This is a genomic window from Floridaenema flaviceps BLCC-F50 (assembly GCF_041929275.2).
GTDB lineage: Bacteria > Cyanobacteriota > Cyanobacteriia > Cyanobacteriales > Aerosakkonemataceae > Floridanema > Floridanema flaviceps.
In genome coordinates, this window is sequence record NZ_JBHFNR020000001.1 from 3057837 (window position 1) to 3079629 (window position 21793).

A 21793-nucleotide genomic window follows, 5' to 3' on the forward strand; every position below is an offset into this window, starting at 1 on the left:
TGCCGCTTCGCGATTAGGGATTGATGTGTTTTGAGAGATTGACTATGATTACGATTCAACAATTTGATGTAGAACAGTTTAACACCATTGAAAAAGTTTGTTTTCGGATAACTGATACTATATTTCATGTTGATGAGCATTATGGCGATCGCATCTTGTATTCTTCACCTGTTTACAAATACAACAGTAATATAGAGAAAACCAGACTTGAGTTTTGGGCAGAAATCCAGAAATATTTACCCAAGTACAAAGCAGGTGAAATTCAGCTATTTGGCAAAGTTACTGGATATTACTTTACATATCTGATGCAATTAGCTGAAGCTTACAAGAAACATAAATTTGTTACTTTAGTTTATGTAAGCGATCGCCAACATTGTGAGTTAATCAAGCGTTGTATTGAATGGCTTATAACTCAAATCTAAATTAAAAATACCTCATCACTTGATGGGGAATTTTTTATCTAATGCTTCGCTTTTTGAAGTTGGTTGTTTTTAGGTTTTATCAGTATATGCGGATTAGACAATGGGTTGAAGCTCACGGAATTGAACGACCAGAGTATGAGCCTGAACTTGAAGATTTAATGGAAGTTTCGCCTTATGAGAAGCCATCTGAATTACAGAACAAATGTGCGATGCTTTATAATTCACTGCTTTCTGCACAATATCAATTAAATAATCTCAACAATTCAGTTATCGATCAAGAAGCGCGAATCAAATTCACCCAGAAAGTAATTGATTCAGCGCTCAAGTTAGTTCAGGAGATTAAGGAACAAGTTTAAGCAAAGAAATCAGGTAGGAGTGGCTTTTTGTTAACTCCTACTCTGGGAATTAAATTAGTTGGGAGTACAAACAATGTTAACTGCATTCACAGGTCATCGCTACATTGAGAATTTTACAACTCAATGGTATAAAGGCATGAATAATTTGATTGATTTAGCTTTAGAGCAGAAAACAACTGAGTTTTTGGTGGGCATGGTTCTAGGAGCAGATCAATTATTTGCCAAACTTCTCATCAACAGAAAACTTAAATGGACTGCGGTGATTCCTTGCGCTGACCAAACTGAACTTTGGAAGCGATCGCAACAACGTCAATATCATCAATTACTCAGTTTTGCTACCAAGAAAATAGTGCTTTATCCCAAATACTCAAAAGGTGTTATGCAAGCACGAAATCTGTACATGATTAAGCGATCGAGTCTCTGTTTAGCTGTTTACGATGGGCGCAATGATGGCGGAACCAAATTAACTGTTGATATGGCGATCGCTCATTATCGCCCTGTCGTCATTTATAATCCGCAATCACACAAATTCAAACTCATTGAACCTGCTGAACAATTAAGTTTGTTCTAATGCTTCCGCTTTTGGGGTTTGGTTCATTCCCCGAAAGCAAATGGAAAACACATCTTTATTTAACTGGGTTGTCAGAAACAATTTCAAGCAAGCAGATTTTTGGCTGATTAACAAAGGTGACAAAAATATTGGTAAACCAGTTAAAGAATTTCAACCTTACCTAACTGGCATACAATGTCCTGCCAAAATCTTGCCTGATTATGGATTTTATTTGTGTGTACATCTCTACAACACAGGAATTTGGCATCAAAGAGCGATCGGTACAACCAACTTCAAAAACCTCCGAATCAGCGATATTCGCAGTTTCTTTAATCAACTATCTCGCCAACATAGAGAATCATCTCGCTATGTACAAATCAGTAAAACTAACGGAAAATCAATTAATGACACTTTCGTTGATTATTGAATCGCCTGGTATTTCTCTTCAAGAGATCGCTGATTCTTTGGCAGATGTTTTCGGTAAATGTCAAGCTGAATCAGACGTTTCATCCACAATCAAAGTCTTGAAGAATAAAGGTTTTGTAGTTAGCTGTCTTCAACAAATTAATAACCGTAATCGTCGGTTATACTACCCATCCGCATCTATGAAACAACAACGCAAAGTAATTACTAGCCATATCCATTCCCGGATTGCTAATCTCTCACAAAAAGCTCTCCAGCATGGACTCATTGAACAATGCGATCGCACAAGTTCCGACACTTATTTACTGCGCTTACCAAATCAACTCACACCAACTGAATACAATACTGTTTCTACTGGCGTTGTGCTATTGCAATTGTTGAAACAACTAGAAGCACAATAGCGTTATTCAACTGATTCTATCACCAGTAGCAAAGCAAGTTATTTGTTACTGGTGCTTTCGCTTTTGGGTGTTGGTTGTTTTTCAGTGATTAAAGATGCCTGAATTAGAGCAAGTGTTATCAGCGTTAGCTTCAGCTTACTGGAATATGGATTATTCTGAATTTTTGCAGCGTACTGGTTTTGTTGATTCAGAGTACGCGATCGCCAAGTTCAAACTCTTTCAACAAAGCGTTAAAGGTTTGATTGAGTTTGACACAAAAACGATTCAATCATTGCTTTCTGTTAATCACAATTAACCAATAAAAAAGACTGGTGGCTAGCCAGTCTAGTTGTAGTTTTTAAAAAAGACCATTGCTGTTTATAACTTACCATGAATGAAGCACTCAAAAAGTTAGTGGATTTGCGAATTGTGCAGAGTAAATTACAACAGGAAATCGAGATGCTGATGCCCGATGCCATCTGCGAAGCTTTGAAAATTGCTGATTCCTGTACCGTCAATAATCGCATCGTTTACCAAGATTCCCACAATAGAATTGTTTTGGTAATGCGAAAGAAACTCTGCAACCATAAAGATGACGCTACTTTAGCTCGGTTGGATGCAGATATTCAAGCTGCCATTGCTCAACTGGCTCAAAAGTATGCTGTTGAATTAGAACAAATTGATGCAGAAATTGAGCGGCTTAAAGAAGCGATCGCATCCTTGGAGACTAAACGAGAAAAGTTGCTATCGTCTCGTTATGTTTCTAGATTGAAAAAGCAGTACAACACCCAGCTAGAAAAGACAGCTTATTTCTCTCCAAATCTGTCTGTTTATATCAAATAAATTCAGCGATATAATGCCAGAAACGGTTATCTGTTTCTTGGCATTAATGCTTCGCTTTTAGATTTTGGTTATTTACTTGCGCCTGGAAATGAAACTACAAAGATATCGGTTTAACCGAAAAGTTGGAATAATTTACAAAGAATCTCAAACCAATCAATTAATCGAAATTGGTCGCCAGATGCAAGTAATTATTCTCTGGGCATCTGAACCAGTTTTCGGTCAACCATTCCCTCATTTACCTGCCCAGGATTGGATTCAATTAACTTTCCTTGACCACCAAGGAGATTGGTGTTATGCAGTTCTGAATTCAGGAACTACAAATTCACTTTATCCTTGGATTCAATATCGTCGGGAAATATATAAGCGATCGCATCAACTATTTGAAATTCTGACAACTATTAGCTTTGACTCAACGGAATCGGATAATCAATGGTTTGATTACTCATTTTCTGGGAAGAATGGCAAACCAGGGTTGGGTGAACGGATGCGATCGCTAATTAAACAAAGCACATTCCCGTTGGTAGATATCGATTTGAATTTACCAATTTAGAGAAAGAGGTTTTAAGGTAATGGTTGCGCCTATGGCATGAAGAGAGCCAACAACAACTATTACTCTAACTTCACCTGATGCTTCGCTTTTTCACTTTGACTTTTTTTATCAATGAATCAACATGGCAACTAGAAAATCTGAAAACACTGCTCAAACTGAAACGATGAATTCTGAAACTCCTGAAAACACTGCTCAAGCTGAAACGATTAATCCTGAAATTAATGTGGCATCTGAATTTGACATCGATCCAGAATTGCTGGATGAAGAATTCAATTCTCCACGAGTTCCCCGACTCACTTATGGAATTGTCATTAACGACAATCCAGCAGGTCTATTCATTCCCGAAAAGAATCTCAGCAAAGCTGGTTGGATTGGTACACCGGAGTTGGTTGAACTAGACTTAGCTGGCGGCAAAGAGAAAGGTGTATTTTTGACTTCAGCCAAATTTATAGTTCTGGGACGAATTGAGCCTTACATTCGTTACAAGAAAGAAGAAAGTTTGCTCAAACATAAGGCTGATGTGAGTTTGGCATTAACTGCGATCGGTTGGTACGAAGAAAACAAGCATCTGCTTGATAAGAAAATCATGGATGCTGTTAGCGATCATTTGGTGATGTTCCTCTCCGATCGCAATGAATTCTTACATCAGCGACCAATCCGAATTGCATTCAAAAATGTCGCTTTGTGGAGTCTCACAGACGCTCTTGATGAATATTATTCCGCTGCTGAGTTAGCATTCTCTAAATTTACTGGACTGCGGGCTAGTGGCAAGAACGATCGCTGGCGCAGTCTGGTTGTGTTTCAATGCACTTTCAAAGGCATCAAAGAAGGTGAGGGAACTGAAAAATCCTATTGCTGCAAAGTCGAGAAATATGACCAACCTGCGATCGAAAATCTGCAAACTTGGTTTTTGGGAAGCAAAGACAAAAAGACTGCTGTTTGGGAATTGTTCGATATGAATGCGGCTGGATTTGCGTTAAGTGGCATCTCGGAACCTACCAAGTCTGCTTTGCCATCAGATGATGAAGTGGATGCGCCGCAATTACCACCAGCCAAAGTTAATTTGCTGAACAAGAAAGCTTAGTGTTAGAAGACTCAGGAATTTTCCTGGGTCTTTTCGTTGGAGGAACAATGACTAATTTCCCCTGTTGGTTAAGTTCCGATGAATTAGAACAAGCCCAAGCATTACTAGATTTAGGATTTGTCTACTGCGGCGATGCCGATAATTTCTGCGAATTAGAACCTTGTGGAAAAGTTGGTTCTTGGCAATTTGGTACAGCGCCAGGTGAGGTTTGTATGGACGCTGTATGCAATGGTGCGCTTTACAGTTGGTGTCTAGAAATCCATCCAGATTTTGATGATGATGGCTTTTTTAAAAGCAGATTGAAAGAAGCCAAATCTGCCATCCTTCAAGTAATCAAAAAACAGTCTGATGGTGACGACCGCTACGAACAATTATCGTTATTTTGAGGTGAAATAATGACTACAACTTCAAGAATTACTCCGTTTTCCAATGGTACAGAATACCATATTTGGTTAGAATCCAATTGTTATAAATGCTGCAAATATGCCGCCGATTCAATCAGTGTTGAAGATGGTGCTTGCGAGATTGAATTAGCTTTATCTGATGCTTGTATGGATGATGGCACGATCGACAATTCGATTTACTCACGCATGGGAGAACGAACTGGAAAATGCTGTGAATTTCAACAAGTAAATTAATCTATTAACATCTCGATTATCAGTTACAATAAAACTGATAATTGGGATTTTTTTTAGCTTATGCAACCTCAATTAGTGGAATTAGATTTAACAGATTTACTTAACAACCCAGACCAAAAGCAGTTGGTGAACGCATTAAAAAAACTAGCTGGTGAGTCATGGTATTTTCAGGAATTAAACAAGCGAAGTTTCCACAATCCCAAAGGTTATGTGAGTTATACGAGCTTGTTAACTGAGATGGCATTTAATCTAATATCAGCCGATAATGTACCAATCGCTGCTATGGATTACACCACACTAAACGGTAGCATTTTACTCAGAGAAATAGTCGAAAATTGTGCCACAACATTCCCTTGTTATTGGTTAAATAGCAACCTATTATCAGCTTTTTTAAAGACTGATTTACCAGATGTGATGGGGATGAAGCGTTCGCATCAGTACGGCACAATATTTTTCCCATCAGGAATGATTAAGTCACCCGATGGATACTCGGTAAATTGGATAATATTTGCCCATCGGCTCAAAGACGAAGTTTCCACAATTCAACTACAAAAACCACAACGAATATTTAATACTTATCCAGAAGATATGTTACAAATATTCACAGCAGTTGGGGATGCAACGCTGTATTTTTCTGGGTGTTCGTTAGAGAGAACAAACGAGAAAAAGTTGCCTTACCGAGAAAGTTCGCTTTCGGGTTCGGAAGAAGAATTTATTAATAAATTGTTATCGATCGCCATTCAATGTTTACTGTGGTTACAGATTTACACTCCCAAAGAATCAACGCCAAGTGGAGTAGGATTTAAAAGTTTTTCAACCAGTTCTAATCGCGCTCAAAATCCCAGATGGATTGGATGGAATTACCAACCAAAAACAGCAACTATTCCTGAAAAAACCAATAATTCATTTACACATCCAAACCGCAAATCACCAGTGCAACATGAGCGACGAGGGCATTGGAGAAGTCAACGAGTGGGGGCAGGTCGATCGCATATCAAAACCATCTGGATAGAACCGCATTTAGTTGGTCAAAAATATGTTGAAACCTAGACAATTCTGGGCAGAATTAAAACAACGCTTGTTATCTGACAATTCCGAATTATTACATGGAGAGGCTGATATCTTTGTGACCAATCTTAAACATAGAGATGCCGAAAAGGAACTGGCAATTATTGAAGCATATAAAATTTTATTACTTCCTGAAATTTGTCAACTGGGGATTAACCAAATAATTTTATTCACCAAAAAAGGGGGTTGGTTTGTCGAAAGAATTGAATCAAATCAATTCAGTGATGAAACTTGTCATAAAACAGAATTATCCAGGGAATTATTATCAGCATCAGAATCGTTTAAATCGCCAAAGTTTAAGGGATTTGGACAAGAAAATTCGTTGCCACCAACCAAGATTAGATTACTTGAGCGGGCAATTCCAGTATGAGTAGACCAACAGCGATCGATTTGTTTTGTGGAGCCGGGGGGTTATCGCTCGGTCTGGAACAAGCAGGATTTGATTTAATTGCAGCAGTGGATTGCGAACGCATCAATTGCCAAACCCACAAACTAAACTTTCCTGATTGCCCAACGGTATGCCATGACATAACTGAACTGACCGCAGCTTCCTTAACAAAAATCGCTGGAATTAGCTCTCGACCGATAGACCTTGTAGCAGGTGGGCCACCATGTCAAAGTTTCTCACTCATCGGTAAGCGGCAACTGGATGATGAGCGCAGCGAGTTGATTTTTGAGTTTGCCAGAATAGCGATCGAGCTTGATACCAGTTACTTTCTGATGGAAAATGTACCGGGGCTGCTGTCATCAAAACATCGGTGGTACTTGGATGAGGTAATTAACCAATTTAGAAATGCGGGTTATGTAGTTCATGAGCCTGTCATTCTCAATGCTGCCGATTATGGAGTACCGCAAAATCGCAAGCGGTTGTTTTTGATGGGATGTAAACGTGGATTCGATTTACCAATTTACCCGCCACCTGACACCAAAACAGCGCCAACTGTATGGGATGCTCTAGCAGATTTACCAGAAGTCAGCAACTACCCCGAATTGTGGGAGCGAGATTGGATTGAAACCGATTGGTTTACTAAAGAAGGCACTTATGCTGCATCTCTGCGATGGGATAGTGCCAGAACATACAACCCAAATCTGTTAACCAACAGCAAACGTTGTCAACACTCCCCTGAATCGGTGTTTCGATTTGCCAAAACTCCACCTGGTCAGCTTGAGCCAGTTAGCCGTTTTCACAAACTGAATCCCTTTGGACTTGCACCAACTTTGAGAGCGGGAACTGGGAGACTTCGAGGAAACCATACCGCACCCAGACCAATTCATCCACATCAGCCCCGGTGCATCACCGTTAGAGAAGGTGCGCGATTACATTCTTTTCCTGATTGGTTTCGATTTCATCCCACAATTTTGTGTGGATTTCGACAACTTGGTAATTCAGTTCCACCTTTATTAGCAAAAGCGATCGCTTCGTCCATTATTCAGGTTATGGCAATTTAATCGCTGAACTTGGGTACTTTATTGGTGAGTAGTACAGGAGTACCAATACCATGCTTACAGACAAAATTATCGATTACATGGAACGGAATCAATATCAAATCTTTCGAGGCGAAAAACTGTTAAACATTGTTTACATTGAAGGGATGAATCCCGATGGGTCATTAAATGATGACGCACCGAATTACTTTAATGATGTACGGATGGTGATTGGATTTGAAGGCTCGGAACCGATCGCACTCGGTATTTGGGAAGGAACCACTGAGCCGGGTCGCCGCTATACAGTTAAACCGATGAACCCGAAAGGCGCTGCCAGAATTGCTTTCGGTCAATATCGCGCCTGGGTTGTTGGGCGGCATGGAAACTCTGAACCGCACGAGGCACTGATTCAGGTTGCAGCAGTTAAAGTGCATCGAGATTACAACAAAGATTTCATCCGCACAGGCGATCGCATTGATGAAGGTTTGTTTGGTATCAATCAACACTACGGTTATGATTTACCCCGTAGTGATATCGGGTTAGCCAGCGCTGGTTGCCTGGTGGGGCGCACCCGTGCTGGTCATCGGGAATTCATGCGGGTTGTTAAAAGCGATCGCAGATATCAGGAAAATAAGAACTTTATTTTCACCACAACAATAATTCCGGGTGACAAATTGTAGTTGTGATGACAGAAGAGGAAAAGACCATTGTTCCAGACTGACAAAAGTGTTGAGATAAACCTACCAGATAAACTTGCAATGAAGACCGAAACAAAGATTTTACCAAATCAGAAAATTATCGCTAAAGTTAAATATGTTGTTGATGGAGATACAATAGTTTTAAATTATCAAGGTGAAGATTTTTCGAGCCGAGCTAGATGGATTGATGCCCCAGAAACGAAAAAATCTAATCAGTTTAGCAATGACCCACAAATTTTAAAACATTGGCAATGGGGCGAACAATCAAAACAGTTTCTAATTAACTTAGTTCAAGGACAAAGTTTAGTAGTTAAAACTATTGAACTAGACCAGTACGAGCGATGGATTTGTGATTGGTATTTGCACAAAATAACAATCGCTAATAATCTGCAACTCAAATTATGTTTGGCTGGTATGTGTGCCAATTCTTTGCCATTCCAACAGTATAAATTTGCCACTAATACCGAATTAAGTTTGTATGTAGGAATCTTAAAAAATTGTGTTGATGCTTATAAAAAGCGCATAGGATTCTGGGCAGAGAGTGATTTTATTTTGCCTTATCAATTCAAAAAATTGATGTTGTAGAAGTTTATGGGAAAAAAGGGGAAAAAGTCGCAACGTGGCATCGGTGAAAAAGATACTGAAGTTCGGAATGTCAGAATTTCGATTTGGGTAACTAAATCAGATGCGCTTGGTTTAGAAGAGTTGGCGAAAAAACTTGGAAAATCGAAAGCAGATTTGCTAATACCGCTGATTAGAGAACTATTTGACACTCCCCAGGTCTAAAGACACGGGGATTCTTGTTTCTTAGAACGCTGCTTTTTGGTACTAGTACCAACGAGTCTTACACCTTCTCCACAAGCTTGAAATTCTGCGTGTCCCGCAGTATTTGTTGACATGATTCTGATGCCTTCTTCCCTAATATTCTTAGCTGCATTCTCATCACGGTCATGGTGAGTTTTGCATACTGGACAAGTCCATTCTCGGTTTTCTAACGTGAGAGAATCATTTTTGTACTTGCAGCAACTACAAAGCTTTGTGCTTGGGAAAAATCTGTCAACCTCTACAAGTATTCCGCCAACTTTATTCAGTTTGTAGTCTAAGAAATTAACTAGCATTCCCCAACCAGCATCTAATACAGATTTAGCTAGATTAGTTCGTGCTAATCCCTTAACACAAAGGTTTTCTACTACAATAGTTTGGTTATCACTGACTAACTGATGGGAAAGTTTGTGGAGGAAATCAAGTCTAGTATTTGCAATTTTCTGATGAACCTTGGCTACTCTCTTAACCTGTTTTTTTCGGTTACTAGAGCCAAGCTTTTTCCGAGATAAAGATTTCTGTCTCCTTCTTAATCGCTTGGCATATTTCCTGGTAGGTTTTATGGGGTCAATCTTATAGGTTGTCTCCCCATCAAACACCGTGACGAGAGAGTTAAGACCTAAATCAATTCCCGAAATCTTACCTTCTTTGTTCGCTGGAACATCTTCAACCTCCAACAAAATAGCGGCAAAATATTTATCCGTACTGTCCTTTGAGACAGTCACGGATTTTATTTTGCCACAAACGTTTTTGGAGATTACTGCTTTCACGATTCCCAGTTTAGGGAGTTGGATACCATTGCCTTTAATTGAACAAGCCGATGGATATCTCAGAGATTGCTTTTTGTGCTTACTTTTGAACTTCGGGAATTTAGCTCGATGTTCAAAGAAGTTTTTAAATGCTGCTTCTAGGTTTTTAAGCGATTGTTGCAATGCTGATGATGACGCATCTTGCAGCCACAAGAATTCTTCTTGTTTCTTTAGCTGTGTCAAATCTTTAGTCATATCGCAATAGCTTAATCCCTTACCTTTTTTTTGATATTGAGTAACAGTCTTATTCAGGTAGTAATTCCAAACAAAGCGACAACAGCCAAAGTTTTGAGTTAAGGCTATTTCTTGCTCTGTATTTGGGTACAATCTGACTTTTAAAGCTGTCAACATATCTCTATCAATCAAAGAATTACTAACAGTATATTCGATGAAATCTTGCATTGTCAATTATTATTTGATGTCACGGCGGTTAAAACCGCCTGGTACGTTTCATCCATACAGTCTAAAGCCAGGGGCTTTCATGTATGTTTTTCGGTAAGTACTTATATGAATCATCAGATTAATGTAACTTAAACTTAACTGACTGTTAATATCTTGGCGCTTTTAGGTGTATCTCTACAGATAAAATTTGGTAAATTTAAAGACCTGATGAATTTATTAATTCGCTTGGGGATTATCTGTATATTTTTGTGAAGATTATAAGAACATTATAAATAGGGAGGAACTATGGTAATTGCGGTAATAGAGCAGCAATCAAACACAGATATAATACCTATACCAAACACAGTGAAAGAAGCGGAATTAGTAATAGTTCCAATATTGGTGTCAGCATTGGTTTTTGGATTCCGGGAGGTGGTGGTAGCGCGGTTGAAGCGCAGATCGGTTCAGCAAGCAGCATTCATTGAAATGCAAAAGGCAGAGCAGAAAGAAAAAAGCGATCGCATCGAATATCTAGAAAAGCAGAATCAGATGCTACTCAACGAAATTCTCGACCTCCGTAAAATCCTTCAAATGTCTGGGCCATTGAGTTTGTCCATGTATGACCCTAGCAAAAAGTCTTAGAGTCCCTAAAAATCTTTACAATACCTTGCTGAATTAACAGCAGGGTATTTTTATCAAATTTTCTAAAATAAGGATAAAACTAATATATTATTTCGCATTAATTTTGTAATGCCTGTTGAATAAAGGTTACAGATTTATTAAACTTTTTTGGGGTAGTGGGGGTCGCACGTTCAAATCGTGTCGCTCCGATTGTTAGAACCCGCTCTCGTAGCGGGTTTTATCATTTTTATCCTTAATTCTCCTCTTTAGGCATTCTCAATAAGCACTGACAACGAGTGACAGTTTCCGACAATTTCTGTGATAAAACTGTGTGCATGAAGAGAACCCCTAAAGGCAGTGTTACGGTTGAAGATTTCAAAGGTCGGTTGCGCCTGTATTGGTCGTGGCAGGGCAAGCGTTTTTACTTGTATGTAGGTCTACCAGACACTGAAGCTAACCGAAAGGCAGCAGAAATCAAAGCCAGACAAATTGAGTTGGATATTGCTTCTAATAACTTTGACCCCTCTCTGACGAAATATAAACCGACTCGCCAGGAAGCTTTAACAGTAGTCGAACTATACGAAAAGTTCGTCACTTGGAAGAAAGCTCGGATAGCCCCTGGAACTCTGACCAAGTATGAAGGCTTACGCTCTCACATTTCTATTTACTTTAAAAATAGAATTGCTTTCTTAAGCGAACAAGAAGCAGAAAAGTTTAGAGATTGGTTAATGCAACGATTAGAACCTATTACCGTGCGAGAACGGATTGTAATGCTTTCAGCTTGCTGGAATTGGGGGATTAAAAAGAAGCTTGTACAATGATTGTAACTGGGATTCTTGCCTGTATACAACGGTAAAGGCTGCAAGTTTTCGTTGAGTGGACAATGTTCCCAAATCTGACGCTCCGGGTCTGCCTTACCCAACTTGTGATGCAGCTTCGGGTCTTGCTGCGGTGCGACTGGTAAAGGCGGATAACCCTCATTTAATAACCAATCGATTACCGCTTGCCGTTGAGCAATGTATTCGTCATCAGCATTGATCTGATATTCCCTGATTTGACTTGTCATTGATTGCGGTGGCCCAGGAACGGGACAAAGTTGATATCAGACCTTATCGCACTGCCGAAGAAGCAATGAGTGTTGTCGATCAACTTCACCATCAGGAAGCGGCTCGGTTAGCCCAAATGATTATCGGTCGTTTGGCGCAAATGGATGTCAAAATCGAAGAAAATCCTCCTGATGATGGTCTGTTGCTGCAAATTAGATTGATGAGTCCTGAACAAATGGCTGAGGTTTTACGCGCAGTGGCGAATCGTTTGAGTCCTGCTGTCAATCATCAGGAACCACCAGATGAAATCAGCACCCAAAATGCTGAGGATGTTTAGTTAAACAATGCTCATGCTGAGGAAACTTGTTATCCTGTAGCCACAAAAAAGGAATTACCTACTTTACCTCTGTACGACAACTTTAATATTAAATTATCAGGAACCGCGCTACAACTATTACAAAAACTCTGGCAATCTTTTGGTAAATATGATTGGGGGATTCCGCATTTACCGGAACTAAAGCTATTAATTAAAGCTAAAGTATTACAGAAAAATGTTTACCTTCAACCACCCGCTTATGAGTTTACTTCTCTAGGTAAAATTCCTGTTGGCGCTTTACCATTGCAAGAATTTAATCAAGTGCAAGAACCATTGTTGTTAGCTTGCATTAGCTGAACTCTCACGTCAAGCAGAATTAGCCAAGGTGATTAAATCACTAAATCTAGCAGAAAGATTAGTTGATTTAAGGTTATATCGCGCTCAGTTAGCTAGCATTTTATTGCATAATTTGTACTATCTGCGAATTGAAGCTGATGGGTTAGTTTTGCATAAGATTGGGGTAACTAAGCGATCGCTCACCCAACGCATCCCGGAAATTGAAAGAGATTTACGTTGCCATTACCAGAATATTAAAGTTAGCGTACTGGGATTATGGTCACATCGGGGAAATGTGGAACTCTATTTTAAGCATCGGTATAAACCGTTTAATTATCCCATTGGTAGTCTAACTGAATACTATTTGTTTAGCGATACATCGATCGCTGATGCTGTGTTAGATGATTTGAATCTCATGCAACCAAAAGTGCTTAGTTCAGAGGAGCAAAGTGTTTTGGCTGAAGGTAATATTTCTCGATTAACAGAAGCACATTTAGTAATGGTAAACTAACCCAAATTAAGTACATCCTTAGATTTTTTGACATTGCCGTTGCATCAAAATGCGATCGCTTCTATAAACCTCCAACGTACCTCTATTGGGAGAATCTATTGTTCCATCCCATACCCAATACTGGTAAGAGCCATTACGGAACTTATACACCGTAACACCTTCAGTTGCCTGCTTTGTGCCTCGCTCTATTTTCATGTTCCCACTCGAATTTTGAGAGCGATACATTAGCCCTCCAGTTCTCCGGTTTTTCCACACTTGGACGTTGTATCCACCTTGGCAACGTAAATTCAAGATTAAATCTGCTGTAGAGTCGGCGATCACTGGTCGGCAAGGAATGCTCGACAGACAAATGGATACTGCGATTGGTAATCTCAACAGTTTCAATAAAGACTTCATATTTTGTTGATACTCAGTTAATTTCTCTATTTTAAAGTGTTATCAGCCGAGAGAGGTTAACCTTGAAGGTTAGGAGTCACCTGATTCAGGAAAGTTAATTAATACAACTATTTTCTTCAAAAAACCTAAAAAATAATAGTTTTTATACTTGAGCGAAACAGAGTTCGCTCATATTAGCTGAACACTTTAAAGACAAAGAGCAGAATAATTATTAATTCATGCCAACAATCATCAAAACCTGATCTGAAAACTCAAGGATTTTTCGTAGTTGTACCGCGCTCGGATAGCTGGAGTTTTGGCTTGGGTGAGGGTGGTAGTTTAGTTATTTCTGTATCATTACTCTCTTCAGTGGATGTGGATTTTTTGAATTCTTTAACTTGTTGTAGTGCTTCGGTTTTCATTTTCTTGCTAGCTTTAAAGAATTGCGGCACTTCTGATTGCGGCAAGGTTAATAACGAATCAAAACCAAATACGTTCCTTTGGGGTAAAAATTTAGCTTTGATGGAGACAAACAATGGCTTACCTTGCTCTTCTTTATCTAATTTTGGATTAAACCGAAATGGTCGCATCGGCGCATCTTTCCAAAATATCGGTAAATGGCTGCCTTTCATAAATCTGACTCTTTTGTAAACAGGGGCTTTTTTGACCAACTCTAATCGTTCGGGAGTAAAATTCTTGAACACCGAAATGCACGGGACTTGACAAACTGGTATAAACTGCCACAAACCAGAGATTTTAAACTCAAAATCATTGAGGGATCTACAAATCCCTTCGCTCGAACCGTTGTCGAATCCTACTAATTGGAAGGTGATTTGATGCGGTTTATCTTTTCGAGGAAAATGAATTACTCTAGGATAGACGATCAGACGTAACTCGTTATTCCCTGTAGTTTCTATTTGTTTTTTCAGGGCTTCAAATGCTTTCAAGCCTTTTTTTGTGGGAATATATAAAAGCGGGTAGTTGCGGCCAGCAACTGTAACAGTAGCAGCTTTATCTTCTTCTGTAAAAGTTACTTTCCCAGGGAGGATGCCTACAGCTTGGAAAAGTAGTTCTTGGGGGGAATCAGTGGTCATACAAATTAAGTGTCTATTGATTACCTTTTTGACTTATGATGACCAAGGTAACATCCTCAGTCAATTGCGATCGCATCAATCCAACCTGGAAACAGTGCTTTCACCTTAGCATGAAACAGATCTCTTGCCCAAGCCAACAATAAAATCGCAAATACATATAGCCAAAGAAGTCTGGGTAATGGTAACACCAAGCAACCATTGATAAAGCTGTGTAGCATAATATATGGAATGGGATGCGGCAATGCTCTTAGAAACACTGATCGACTTGGCTCCCGATGCAATTTTTATTGCTGACTTGAATGGCTACTTCACGGAAGTCAACAGATTTGCCTGTCAACTGCTGGGCTATCGCCGTGAGGAATTGCTGGGCAAAACGATCGCCGATTTGATTGGGCCCGAAGATTTGCCCCGACTCGCAGCTGCACGAGAGCTAATGCTACAGGGCAATGTCCAGGTTGAATACTGGACGCATTTACACAAAGACGGTAGCCGCATTCCCACGGAAGTCAGCGCCAAAATTCTCCCGGATGGTCGCTGGGTGGCGTTTGTCCGCGATATTCGCCAACGCCAACAGGCAGAACTTGCTCTGCGGGAAAAAGAGCAGCAGTGGCAACAACTGAGTGACTCGATACCGCAATTCGTGTGGATACGCGATGCAATGGGCAACTTAAACTATGTCAATCAGCAATGGTGTGAATATTCGGGCTTAACACCCGAGCAAAGTCAAGATGTCACCCAGCGAGTCCAGTGTTATCACCCAGACGATCGGGATTTGGCGCTTGAGCAATGGGCACTGGCACTGGCAACCAAACAGCAGTTTGAGTTTGAGGCTAGGGTGAAGCGAGCGATCGATGGGGCATATCGATGGTTTTTGATTCGCGGTGTGCCTGTTCTGGATGAGCAAGGGGAAGTGCAGCGCTGGTATGGCATCTCAACGGATATTCACGATCGCAAAATAACCGAACTCAACGAACGATTCCTCAGAAACTTGGAATTGCGATTGCGGCAACTTTCCGATCCCGATCAAATGCTCTGGGAAGCTGTAAGTCGTATCGGCGAATATCTCAATGTGGAACGCTGTGTCTGGCATGAAGTGAATTTGCAGGAGGATGTGTCGATCGTCAAACAAGATTGGCGACGACAACCAGATATTTCCAGTGTGGTGGGCCTGTATCCCTTGTCTCGATCCATTCTGCCAGAACTAATCGCCCAGTACCACGCAGGTCAACCCGCCGTTGTTCCAGACGTAGCCACCCATCCCTACACCGCCCCCTTCGCCCAAAATTTTGCCCAAAGAGACATTCGCTCCTTTGTTGGCGTTCCCTGCATTTATGAAGGGCGCTGGGTAGCAGTTCTCGCCATCAATGCGAGAACTGTGCAACAGTGGCGATCGGATCAAGTTGCTTTACTTGAGGAAACCGTAGCGCGTCTGTGGTCAATTATAGAACAAACTCGTGCTATGCAAGCCTTGCAAGAACGAACCAACCACATCCAACTGTTGTACGAAACTACCCGCGATTTACTCTCGGCAAATCAACCCCTGACGCTGGTAGAAACGCTGTTTGCCAAAATAAAAACCCTGATGGGGCTCGATGTTTACTTTAACTATGTGCTCGATGAAGAACGGCAGCAGCTACATTTGGAGTTTTATGGTGGGATTTCAGAGGATACGGCTCGGCAGATTGAATGGTTAGAATTGGGCTGTGCTGTTTGTGGTACGGTGGCGCAACAACGCTGTCAAATGTTGCAATTTGATGTGCCCAACTCAACCGATCCGAAAACTCAACTGGTGCGATCGCTCGGTATAACCGCATATTCTTGCCAACCGTTAATCGCTCAAGGCAAACTGTTCGGAACATTAAGTTTTGGCAGCAGAACTCGGATGACGTTTTCGCCAACAGAAACTCAATTGTTTCAGGCACTTTGCGATCAAATTGCCATTGCTTTGGAGCGATCGCAACTGCTGTCTTCGTTACAAGAACAAACCGAAGAACTCAAGCAAAACAATCGCCTCAAAGATGAGTTCTTTTCTGCCCTTTCTCACGAACTGCGAACACCGCTCAATCCCATTCTCGGCTGGACTAAGTTACTGCAATCCCAAAGGCTCACCTGCGATCAAGTTACTCAGGCTTTAGAAACGATCGAGCGCAATGTGCAGCAACAAATTAGATTAGTTGACGATTTGCTCGATGTCAGCCGTGTGATTCAAGGCAAGATGCGCTTAGAAACTCACCCCGTTGATTTGGCACTCACCCTGAAAAGCGCCGTTGAAACAGTGGCATTTGCGGCTCAGGCAAAAGCGATTACCCTGGAAATGAATCTGACAGAGCCAATTTATACTTTGGGAGATGGCGATCGCCTGCAACAAGTATTTTGGAATCTATTGTCCAACGCGATCAAATTCACACCTAATGGTGGACAAGTTGACATTGAATTATCTGTATCTCAGGGACATGAGGGCGAATCGGTTCAAATTCGTGTGTTCGATGCTGGTATTGGGATCTCTGCTGATTTTCTGCCCCATATTTTTGAATACTTCCGTCAGGCGGAGGGCGGTTGGGCACGCCGATATAGTGGGCTAGGGTTAGGATTGGCGATCGTTCATCATCTTGTAGAACTGCATGGTGGTACGATTACCGCAGAAAGTCCAGGGTTGGGCAAAGGCGCAACTTTTACGGTGAAACTGCCGCTGTTGGGCAGTAGTCCACAAAAGCAAAGGAATCTGAGCGATCCCACCCTAGATTCGATTGATAAAAATCACTCTGATGCTTTCAACCTCTCATTTTCACCTGAATCCAGTTCCCCAACTGCTGCTCTGAAGCCACCCGTTAGGGTCGAGAGAAGTTATTACTAACCTCTCCCTCCCATCCGAAACCGTGCGTGCGACTTTTACCGCACACGGCTACTCAATGTGTTTCCTTTGTCATTACAGGACTTTCCACTACCATCACTGGTAGTCTTTTTATCATGACAATGCCGATGTAATACTTGCAGGTTTTTCCATTCATCCTTACCACCTAGCGTTCTGGGGATTATGTGGTCTACCTCTACTACATCCCATGATTGGAAGCTTAATCCACAATGAGAGCATTTACCCTTTTGTTGTTTTAACAACTTAGCCGTTCGAGAAGGCATTTCAGGATGTACTCCCAATCTTGTACTCCAATAAACTGTGTCGCCATCGAAAGGGCTTTTATCGTCTTTAACTTTCACATACTGAGTGCTACTGCTGCCAAGTTCGGTATGTGTCAGTAACCGGAAGGGGTTCGCATTTCCTTCCCTGGTTGCGAATACCCAGTTTTTATTGCCGATGGTTGTCCAGTATTTCTGGTGTCCAGAGTTGATATTTCCACATCGGCTTTTTGCCCATCGTCGAAGTTTCAGGTATGTGAGGTTATCTTGTTTAGATAACTCTCCAACTGTTTGTGCATCACAATTGGAGTAGTAGGCTGTCCATCCCCTTATCACAGGGTTGAGTTCCTCACCTCAATGTTATTTGAGGTGAGGAACCGTGTTTTTTGATGATTCGCCTGATTTGTTCTTGGTGAACCTTACTCGCCTTCTGAGATGGGGTGATGAGTACTCTAAAACCAAATACTCTTTGGTCTATCACTCCAGATTTCAGCCATGCTTTTATTTGTCGCCTGACTTGACCTAGAAGGTTCAACTTTTGGAGTAATTTATCATGGTTGATGCGGTCAAAACATTTGGCTATGTCTGCATCCAGCACATATTTTGCTTTCTGCTGTGTAGCCAGTTTTATTTGCGCTATTGCATCGTGACATGACCTTCCTGGTCTAAAGCCGTAACTGTTTGGCTCAAACTGAGCTTCCCATTCCGGCTCAAGGGCAGCCTTGATTACGGCTTGTAAAGCGCGGTCGTACATGATCGGTATTCCCAAGGGACGCTTTTCTTCACTTCCTGGTTTTGGTATCCATACCCTGCGAGTGGGTTTGGATTTCCCCGTTATTTTCAGGTGATTTGCCAGTTCAAGACGTGCTGCTGGGGATAGTTGTCGAATTCCATCCACTCCTGCCGTCTTTTTACCTTGGTTTTCTACAGACAGAAATAGAGGCACAACTCAATCAATTGAGTATGTTAGTCAATCTGGCAAAATGGGAACCAGCATTAGCTTTGATTCCCACAATTGAAAATAATTTGTCAGAACTTCCGGCAACACGCCCCAGCATTTATGCCAAAATTAATTTAGCAGAAAGTTTGCTCAGAATAGAGCATTTGCAAGCAAATAAGCCAGGATTGGGAGATGGAAATGGGCAAAAAATAGCCCAATTGTTAGTCACAGCTATTCAAGAAGCTCAAAAAATCCAAGACCCCAGAGCCGAAGCTTATTCTCTATATAAATTAGGCAAAGTTTATCAAATTAAAAATCAATTAAATGATGCTAAAAACTTGAATAAACAATCACTTCAGATTGCCCAAGGAATCAAGGCTGATGATATTATTGCTCGGTCAGCAGGACAGTTAGGCTCAATTTTGAAACAACAAGGGGAAGTGAAAGAAGCGATCGCCGCTTACGAAATAGCTTTTAATAATTTACAATCATTGCGAAGCGATTTAGTAGGAATTAATCCCGAATTACAATTCTCATTTAAAGAAGGCATTGAACCGCTTTATCGAGATTTAGTTAGCTTGTTATTAACTCCAATCCAAGGAGAAGTTAGTCAAGCTAACTTAAAACAAGCACGTCAAGTAATGGAAGCATTGCAAATTGCCGAATTAGATAACTTTTTCCAGGATGCTTGTTTAGATAGCCATCCAGTAAGTCTCGATCAAATTGACGTAAAAGCAGCCGTAATTTATCCGATCATTTTACCCGATCGCTTAGAAGTAATTCTCGCAATTCCCAATCAACCTTTACGCCACTACACCACCCAACTAACCCAACAACAAGTAGAAACTACTCTCAAACAATTTTATTCTTCTCTCTCTCCAGGTTATCCAAATGACGAGCGTTTGCAACTCGCCCAACAAATCTACAATTGGCTAATTGCACCTGCCACAAGCAACCTAGAAAATAATCAAATTAAAACCCTTGTTTTTGTGCCCGATGGTTTTTTGCGAAACTTACCAATGGCAGCAGTTCATAATGGAACAAAATATTTAATAGAAGACTATAATCTAAGCTTAAGTCCAGGTTTACAACTCTTTCCTCAAGGACTAAATCAAAAAAAACTTACCTTATTAGCTGCCGGATTAACAGAAGCACGCCAAGGTTTTCAACCTTTACCGGGAGTTTACGCAGAAATAGAGGAGATTACATCGGAAATTAAAGCTGAGGTATTGCTGAATCAAAAATTTACCCTCGACAGCTTTAGAAATACAATTAATAGCCAAGCTTTTCCGATTATTCACTTAGCTACTCACGGTCAGTTTAGTTCCAATCCAGAAGAAACATTTCTTTTAACTTGGAGCGATCGCATTTCCATTTCCGAATTCGATCTACTATTTCAAAGAAGGAGACTGGGACTACTCGAACCGATCGAATTATTAGTCATGAGTGCTTGTCAAACAGCAGCAGGTGATAATCGCGCTACCTTGGGTTTAGCTGGATTTGCCCTGCGTTCTGGTGCCAAAAGTACCATCGCTAGTTTATGGTCAGTGAGTGACGAATCAACTTCTAATTTGATGCAGGAACTCTACCAGCAACTATCCACTGGAAAAGTAAACAAAGCAGAAGCATTGCGACAAGCTCAATTAAAATTGATGGCAAATCCTTTATACAAACATCCCTATTTTTGGTCAGCGTTTGTATTAGTTGGTAACTGGTTATAAAATCAAACAGGTCGATCGATGAATCAATTAGTTTACTACCCACTTTTATTCACAACTGTTACTGGATTAGTTATCTTAACTGCTAATTCAGCCAGAGCTAGTTTATCCACCCAAAAACTAGGTATTGTCACCAATGATTCCCTAGTTGCTCTGGAATTTACCCCGCCAGACGATTCTGCACCCAAAACTAGCATTGGTGCTGGCATTCGGGGTGATGTGGAGTTTTCCTTACCCAGTGGCAGTTCTGCACCCAGAAGCAGCGTGGCTGGTGGCAGTCGGGGTGATGTGGAGTTTTCCTTACCCAGTGGCAGTTCTGCACCCAGAAGCAGCGTGGCTGGTGGCAGTCGGGGTGATGTGGAGTTTTCCTTACCCAGTGGCAGTTCTGCACCCAGAAGCAGCGTGGCTGGTGGCAGTCGGGGTGATGTGGAGTTTTCCTTACCCAGTGGCAGTTCTGCACCCAGAAGCAGCGTGGCTGGTGGCAGTCGGGGTGATGTGGAGTTTTCCTTACCCAGTGGCAGTTCTGCACCCAGAAGCAGCGTGGCTGGTGGCAGTCGGGGTGATGTGGAGTTTTCCTTACCCAGCGGTCGTTCTGCACCCAGAAGCAGCGTGGCTGGTGGCAGTCGGGGTGATGTGGAGTTTTCCTTACCCAGTGGCAGTTCTGCACCCAGAAGTAGCGTGGCTGGTGGCAGTCGGGGTGATGTCCCACGACTTACGGCATTAGTTCCGCCGAACAAATTCGGACTCACTGTATCAGCACGTCCGACAATCTATGTTTACTTGCCTCCTATTGGAGCGCAAGAAGTTTTCTTCAGTATCCAAGACGAAGGAGGTAATCCTCACTACCATACTAGGGTTCAGGTTCCGCCTGATGGTGGCGTAATTAGCATTACTTTACCTTCAGAAGCGCCTGCTTTGGAGATAGGAAAAAATTACTTGTGGTATTTTGCACCGATCGAACCAGGAGGAATTCTCCGCCCTGATAATTATGCTGTAATCGGTTGGGTAAAGCGGATTAAACTTAACTTGAATGAGCAAGAATTAGCTGCTTTTCCCATTAAATTGGCAACTGAATATGCTAAGGCTGGAGTTTGGTATGATACCCTCAGAGTATTAGTTAAGGCTCAAATTGATGCCCCAAATAATAAAAATTATGCTACAGAATGGCACGATTTATTAAAGCAAGTAGGATTGGAAGCGATCGCCTCTCAATCTCTAAGTAAATAAGGATAATCATAGTAGTTTAGCGATTCCT

At 41.2% G+C, this 21793-nt stretch carries 29 protein-coding genes and 1 pseudogene; 24 read left to right on the top strand and 6 right to left on the bottom strand.

The features are described from left to right. Window positions 1-44 precede the first annotated feature (44 nt). The 17 genes from ACE1CI_RS14705 (at window position 45) to ACE1CI_RS14785 (ending at window position 9223) form a co-directional block, all read left to right on the top strand. Entirely contained in the window at window positions 45-422 is a 378-nt protein-coding gene (locus ACE1CI_RS14705) for a hypothetical protein (RefSeq protein WP_413261633.1), read from the top strand. A gap of 41 nt (window positions 423-463) precedes the next feature. Next, window positions 464-778: a hypothetical protein gene (locus ACE1CI_RS14710; protein ID WP_496615480.1), complete on the top strand. Its 315-nt coding sequence runs from the start codon at window positions 464-466 to the stop codon at window positions 776-778. A 73-nt stretch (window positions 779-851) separates the two neighbouring features. Continuing rightward, window positions 852-1349 carry an SLOG family protein gene (locus ACE1CI_RS14715; protein WP_496615481.1) on the top strand — a complete coding sequence of 166 codons (498 nt, stop codon included), beginning with the start codon at window positions 852-854 and terminating at the stop codon, window positions 1347-1349. Window positions 1350-1389: 40 nt separating this feature from the next. After that, the gene (locus ACE1CI_RS14720; protein ID WP_413261630.1) at window positions 1390-1755 is read left to right on the top strand and encodes a DUF6943 family protein; all 366 of its coding nucleotides are present in this window, start codon (window positions 1390-1392) and stop codon (window positions 1753-1755) included. After that, complete coding sequence (locus ACE1CI_RS14725) at window positions 1733-2152, top strand: hypothetical protein (protein WP_413261629.1); 420 nt, start codon at window positions 1733-1735, stop codon at window positions 2150-2152. The genes ACE1CI_RS14720 and ACE1CI_RS14725 overlap by 23 nt, the downstream gene beginning before the upstream one ends. Window positions 2153-2246: 94 nt before the next feature. After that, the gene (locus ACE1CI_RS14730; protein WP_413261628.1) at window positions 2247-2447 is read left to right on the top strand and encodes a hypothetical protein; all 201 of its coding nucleotides are present in this window, start codon (window positions 2247-2249) and stop codon (window positions 2445-2447) included. A gap of 74 nt (window positions 2448-2521) precedes the next feature. After that, window positions 2522-2974: a hypothetical protein gene (locus ACE1CI_RS14735; protein WP_413261627.1), complete on the top strand. Its 453-nt coding sequence runs from the start codon at window positions 2522-2524 to the stop codon at window positions 2972-2974. 88 nt (window positions 2975-3062) lie between these two features. Continuing rightward, window positions 3063-3524, top strand: a complete 462-nt coding sequence (locus ACE1CI_RS14740; protein ID WP_413261626.1) for a hypothetical protein — start codon at window positions 3063-3065, stop codon at window positions 3522-3524. A gap of 121 nt (window positions 3525-3645) precedes the next feature. Next, on the top strand, window positions 3646-4608 hold the full coding sequence (locus tag ACE1CI_RS14745) for a DUF5895 domain-containing protein (RefSeq protein WP_413261625.1): 963 nt from the start codon (window positions 3646-3648) through the stop codon (window positions 4606-4608). A gap of 47 nt (window positions 4609-4655) precedes the next feature. After that, complete coding sequence (locus ACE1CI_RS14750) at window positions 4656-4994, top strand: hypothetical protein (RefSeq protein ID WP_413261624.1); 339 nt, start codon at window positions 4656-4658, stop codon at window positions 4992-4994. A 9-nt stretch (window positions 4995-5003) separates the two neighbouring features. Continuing rightward, window positions 5004-5246, top strand: coding sequence for a hypothetical protein (locus tag ACE1CI_RS14755; RefSeq protein WP_413261623.1), 243 nt, complete (start codon window positions 5004-5006; stop codon window positions 5244-5246). A gap of 60 nt (window positions 5247-5306) precedes the next feature. Further along, window positions 5307-6296 carry an AcrVA2 family anti-CRISPR protein gene (locus tag ACE1CI_RS14760; protein WP_413261622.1) on the top strand — a complete coding sequence of 330 codons (990 nt, stop codon included), beginning with the start codon at window positions 5307-5309 and terminating at the stop codon, window positions 6294-6296. After that, the gene (locus ACE1CI_RS14765) at window positions 6283-6684 is read left to right on the top strand and encodes a hypothetical protein (RefSeq protein ID WP_413261621.1); all 402 of its coding nucleotides are present in this window, start codon (window positions 6283-6285) and stop codon (window positions 6682-6684) included. The genes ACE1CI_RS14760 and ACE1CI_RS14765 overlap by 14 nt, the downstream gene beginning before the upstream one ends. Next, entirely contained in the window at window positions 6681-7763 is a 1083-nt protein-coding gene (locus tag ACE1CI_RS14770; protein ID WP_413261620.1) for a DNA cytosine methyltransferase, read from the top strand. The genes ACE1CI_RS14765 and ACE1CI_RS14770 overlap by 4 nt, the downstream gene beginning before the upstream one ends. Window positions 7764-7813: 50 nt before the next feature. Next, window positions 7814-8419 (top strand): hypothetical protein, encoded by a 606-nt coding sequence (locus ACE1CI_RS14775; protein WP_496615482.1) that lies wholly within the window; start codon window positions 7814-7816, stop codon window positions 8417-8419. Between the two features lie 78 nt (window positions 8420-8497). After that, entirely contained in the window at window positions 8498-9022 is a 525-nt protein-coding gene (locus tag ACE1CI_RS14780; RefSeq protein ID WP_413261618.1) for a thermonuclease family protein, read from the top strand. Window positions 9023-9028: 6 nt separating this feature from the next. Continuing rightward, window positions 9029-9223 carry a hypothetical protein gene (locus ACE1CI_RS14785; protein WP_413261617.1) on the top strand — a complete coding sequence of 65 codons (195 nt, stop codon included), beginning with the start codon at window positions 9029-9031 and terminating at the stop codon, window positions 9221-9223. On the opposite strand, the gene ACE1CI_RS14790 is transcribed toward ACE1CI_RS14785, so the two are convergent. Further along, on the bottom strand, window positions 9220-10419 hold the full coding sequence (locus ACE1CI_RS14790; RefSeq protein ID WP_459563986.1) for an RNA-guided endonuclease InsQ/TnpB family protein: 1200 nt from the start codon (window positions 10417-10419) through the stop codon (window positions 9220-9222). The genes ACE1CI_RS14785 and ACE1CI_RS14790 overlap by 4 nt on opposite strands. 336 nt (window positions 10420-10755) lie before the next feature. Between ACE1CI_RS14790 and ACE1CI_RS14795 the strand changes: the two genes are divergently transcribed. From ACE1CI_RS14795 to ACE1CI_RS14810, 4 genes are all read left to right on the top strand, one after another. Continuing rightward, window positions 10756-11091, top strand: a complete 336-nt coding sequence (locus tag ACE1CI_RS14795; RefSeq protein ID WP_496615483.1) for a hypothetical protein — start codon at window positions 10756-10758, stop codon at window positions 11089-11091. Window positions 11092-11405: 314 nt separating this feature from the next. Further along, on the top strand, window positions 11406-11891 hold the full coding sequence (locus tag ACE1CI_RS14800) for an Arm DNA-binding domain-containing protein (protein ID WP_413261614.1): 486 nt from the start codon (window positions 11406-11408) through the stop codon (window positions 11889-11891). A 253-nt stretch (window positions 11892-12144) separates the two neighbouring features. Then, window positions 12145-12453 carry a hypothetical protein gene (locus ACE1CI_RS14805; protein ID WP_413261612.1) on the top strand — a complete coding sequence of 103 codons (309 nt, stop codon included), beginning with the start codon at window positions 12145-12147 and terminating at the stop codon, window positions 12451-12453. A gap of 364 nt (window positions 12454-12817) precedes the next feature. After that, window positions 12818-13279 carry a GIY-YIG nuclease family protein gene (locus tag ACE1CI_RS14810; protein WP_413261611.1) on the top strand — a complete coding sequence of 154 codons (462 nt, stop codon included), beginning with the start codon at window positions 12818-12820 and terminating at the stop codon, window positions 13277-13279. Between the two features lie 18 nt (window positions 13280-13297). Here ACE1CI_RS14810 and ACE1CI_RS14815 read toward each other — a convergent pair whose 3' ends face one another. From ACE1CI_RS14815 to ACE1CI_RS14825, 3 genes are all read right to left on the bottom strand, one after another. Next, the gene (locus tag ACE1CI_RS14815) at window positions 13298-13675 is read right to left on the bottom strand and encodes a hypothetical protein (protein WP_413261610.1); all 378 of its coding nucleotides are present in this window, start codon (window positions 13673-13675) and stop codon (window positions 13298-13300) included. A 251-nt stretch (window positions 13676-13926) separates the two neighbouring features. Continuing rightward, window positions 13927-14748 (bottom strand): hypothetical protein, encoded by an 822-nt coding sequence (locus tag ACE1CI_RS14820; protein ID WP_413261609.1) that lies wholly within the window; start codon window positions 14746-14748, stop codon window positions 13927-13929. A gap of 56 nt (window positions 14749-14804) precedes the next feature. Further along, window positions 14805-14966, bottom strand: coding sequence for a hypothetical protein (locus ACE1CI_RS14825; RefSeq protein WP_413261608.1), 162 nt, complete (start codon window positions 14964-14966; stop codon window positions 14805-14807). Between the two features lie 5 nt (window positions 14967-14971). Here ACE1CI_RS14825 and ACE1CI_RS14830 point away from each other — a divergent pair, with 5 nt between their 5' ends. Further along, a complete protein-coding gene (locus ACE1CI_RS14830) occupies window positions 14972-17602 on the top strand; it encodes a PAS domain S-box protein (RefSeq protein WP_413261607.1) in 2631 nt (876 codons plus the stop codon). A 35-nt stretch (window positions 17603-17637) separates the two neighbouring features. Here ACE1CI_RS14830 and ACE1CI_RS14835 read toward each other — a convergent pair whose 3' ends face one another. Together ACE1CI_RS14835 and ACE1CI_RS14840 are read right to left on the bottom strand one after the other, a co-directional pair. After that, entirely contained in the window at window positions 17638-18216 is a 579-nt protein-coding gene (locus tag ACE1CI_RS14835) for an HNH endonuclease (protein ID WP_413261606.1), read from the bottom strand. 136 nt (window positions 18217-18352) lie between these two features. Further along, window positions 18353-18805 (bottom strand): annotated as a pseudogene (locus tag ACE1CI_RS14840) (reverse transcriptase domain-containing protein); the annotation flags it as partial. Window positions 18806-18843: 38 nt separating this feature from the next. Between ACE1CI_RS14840 and ACE1CI_RS14845 the strand changes: the two are divergent. Both ACE1CI_RS14845 and ACE1CI_RS14850 read left to right on the top strand, forming a co-directional pair. Next, entirely contained in the window at window positions 18844-20541 is a 1698-nt protein-coding gene (locus ACE1CI_RS14845) for a CHAT domain-containing protein (RefSeq protein WP_413261605.1), read from the top strand. An 18-nt stretch (window positions 20542-20559) separates the two neighbouring features. Then, window positions 20560-21765, top strand: coding sequence for a DUF928 domain-containing protein (locus tag ACE1CI_RS14850; RefSeq protein ID WP_496615484.1), 1206 nt, complete (start codon window positions 20560-20562; stop codon window positions 21763-21765). Window positions 21766-21793 lie beyond the last annotated feature (28 nt).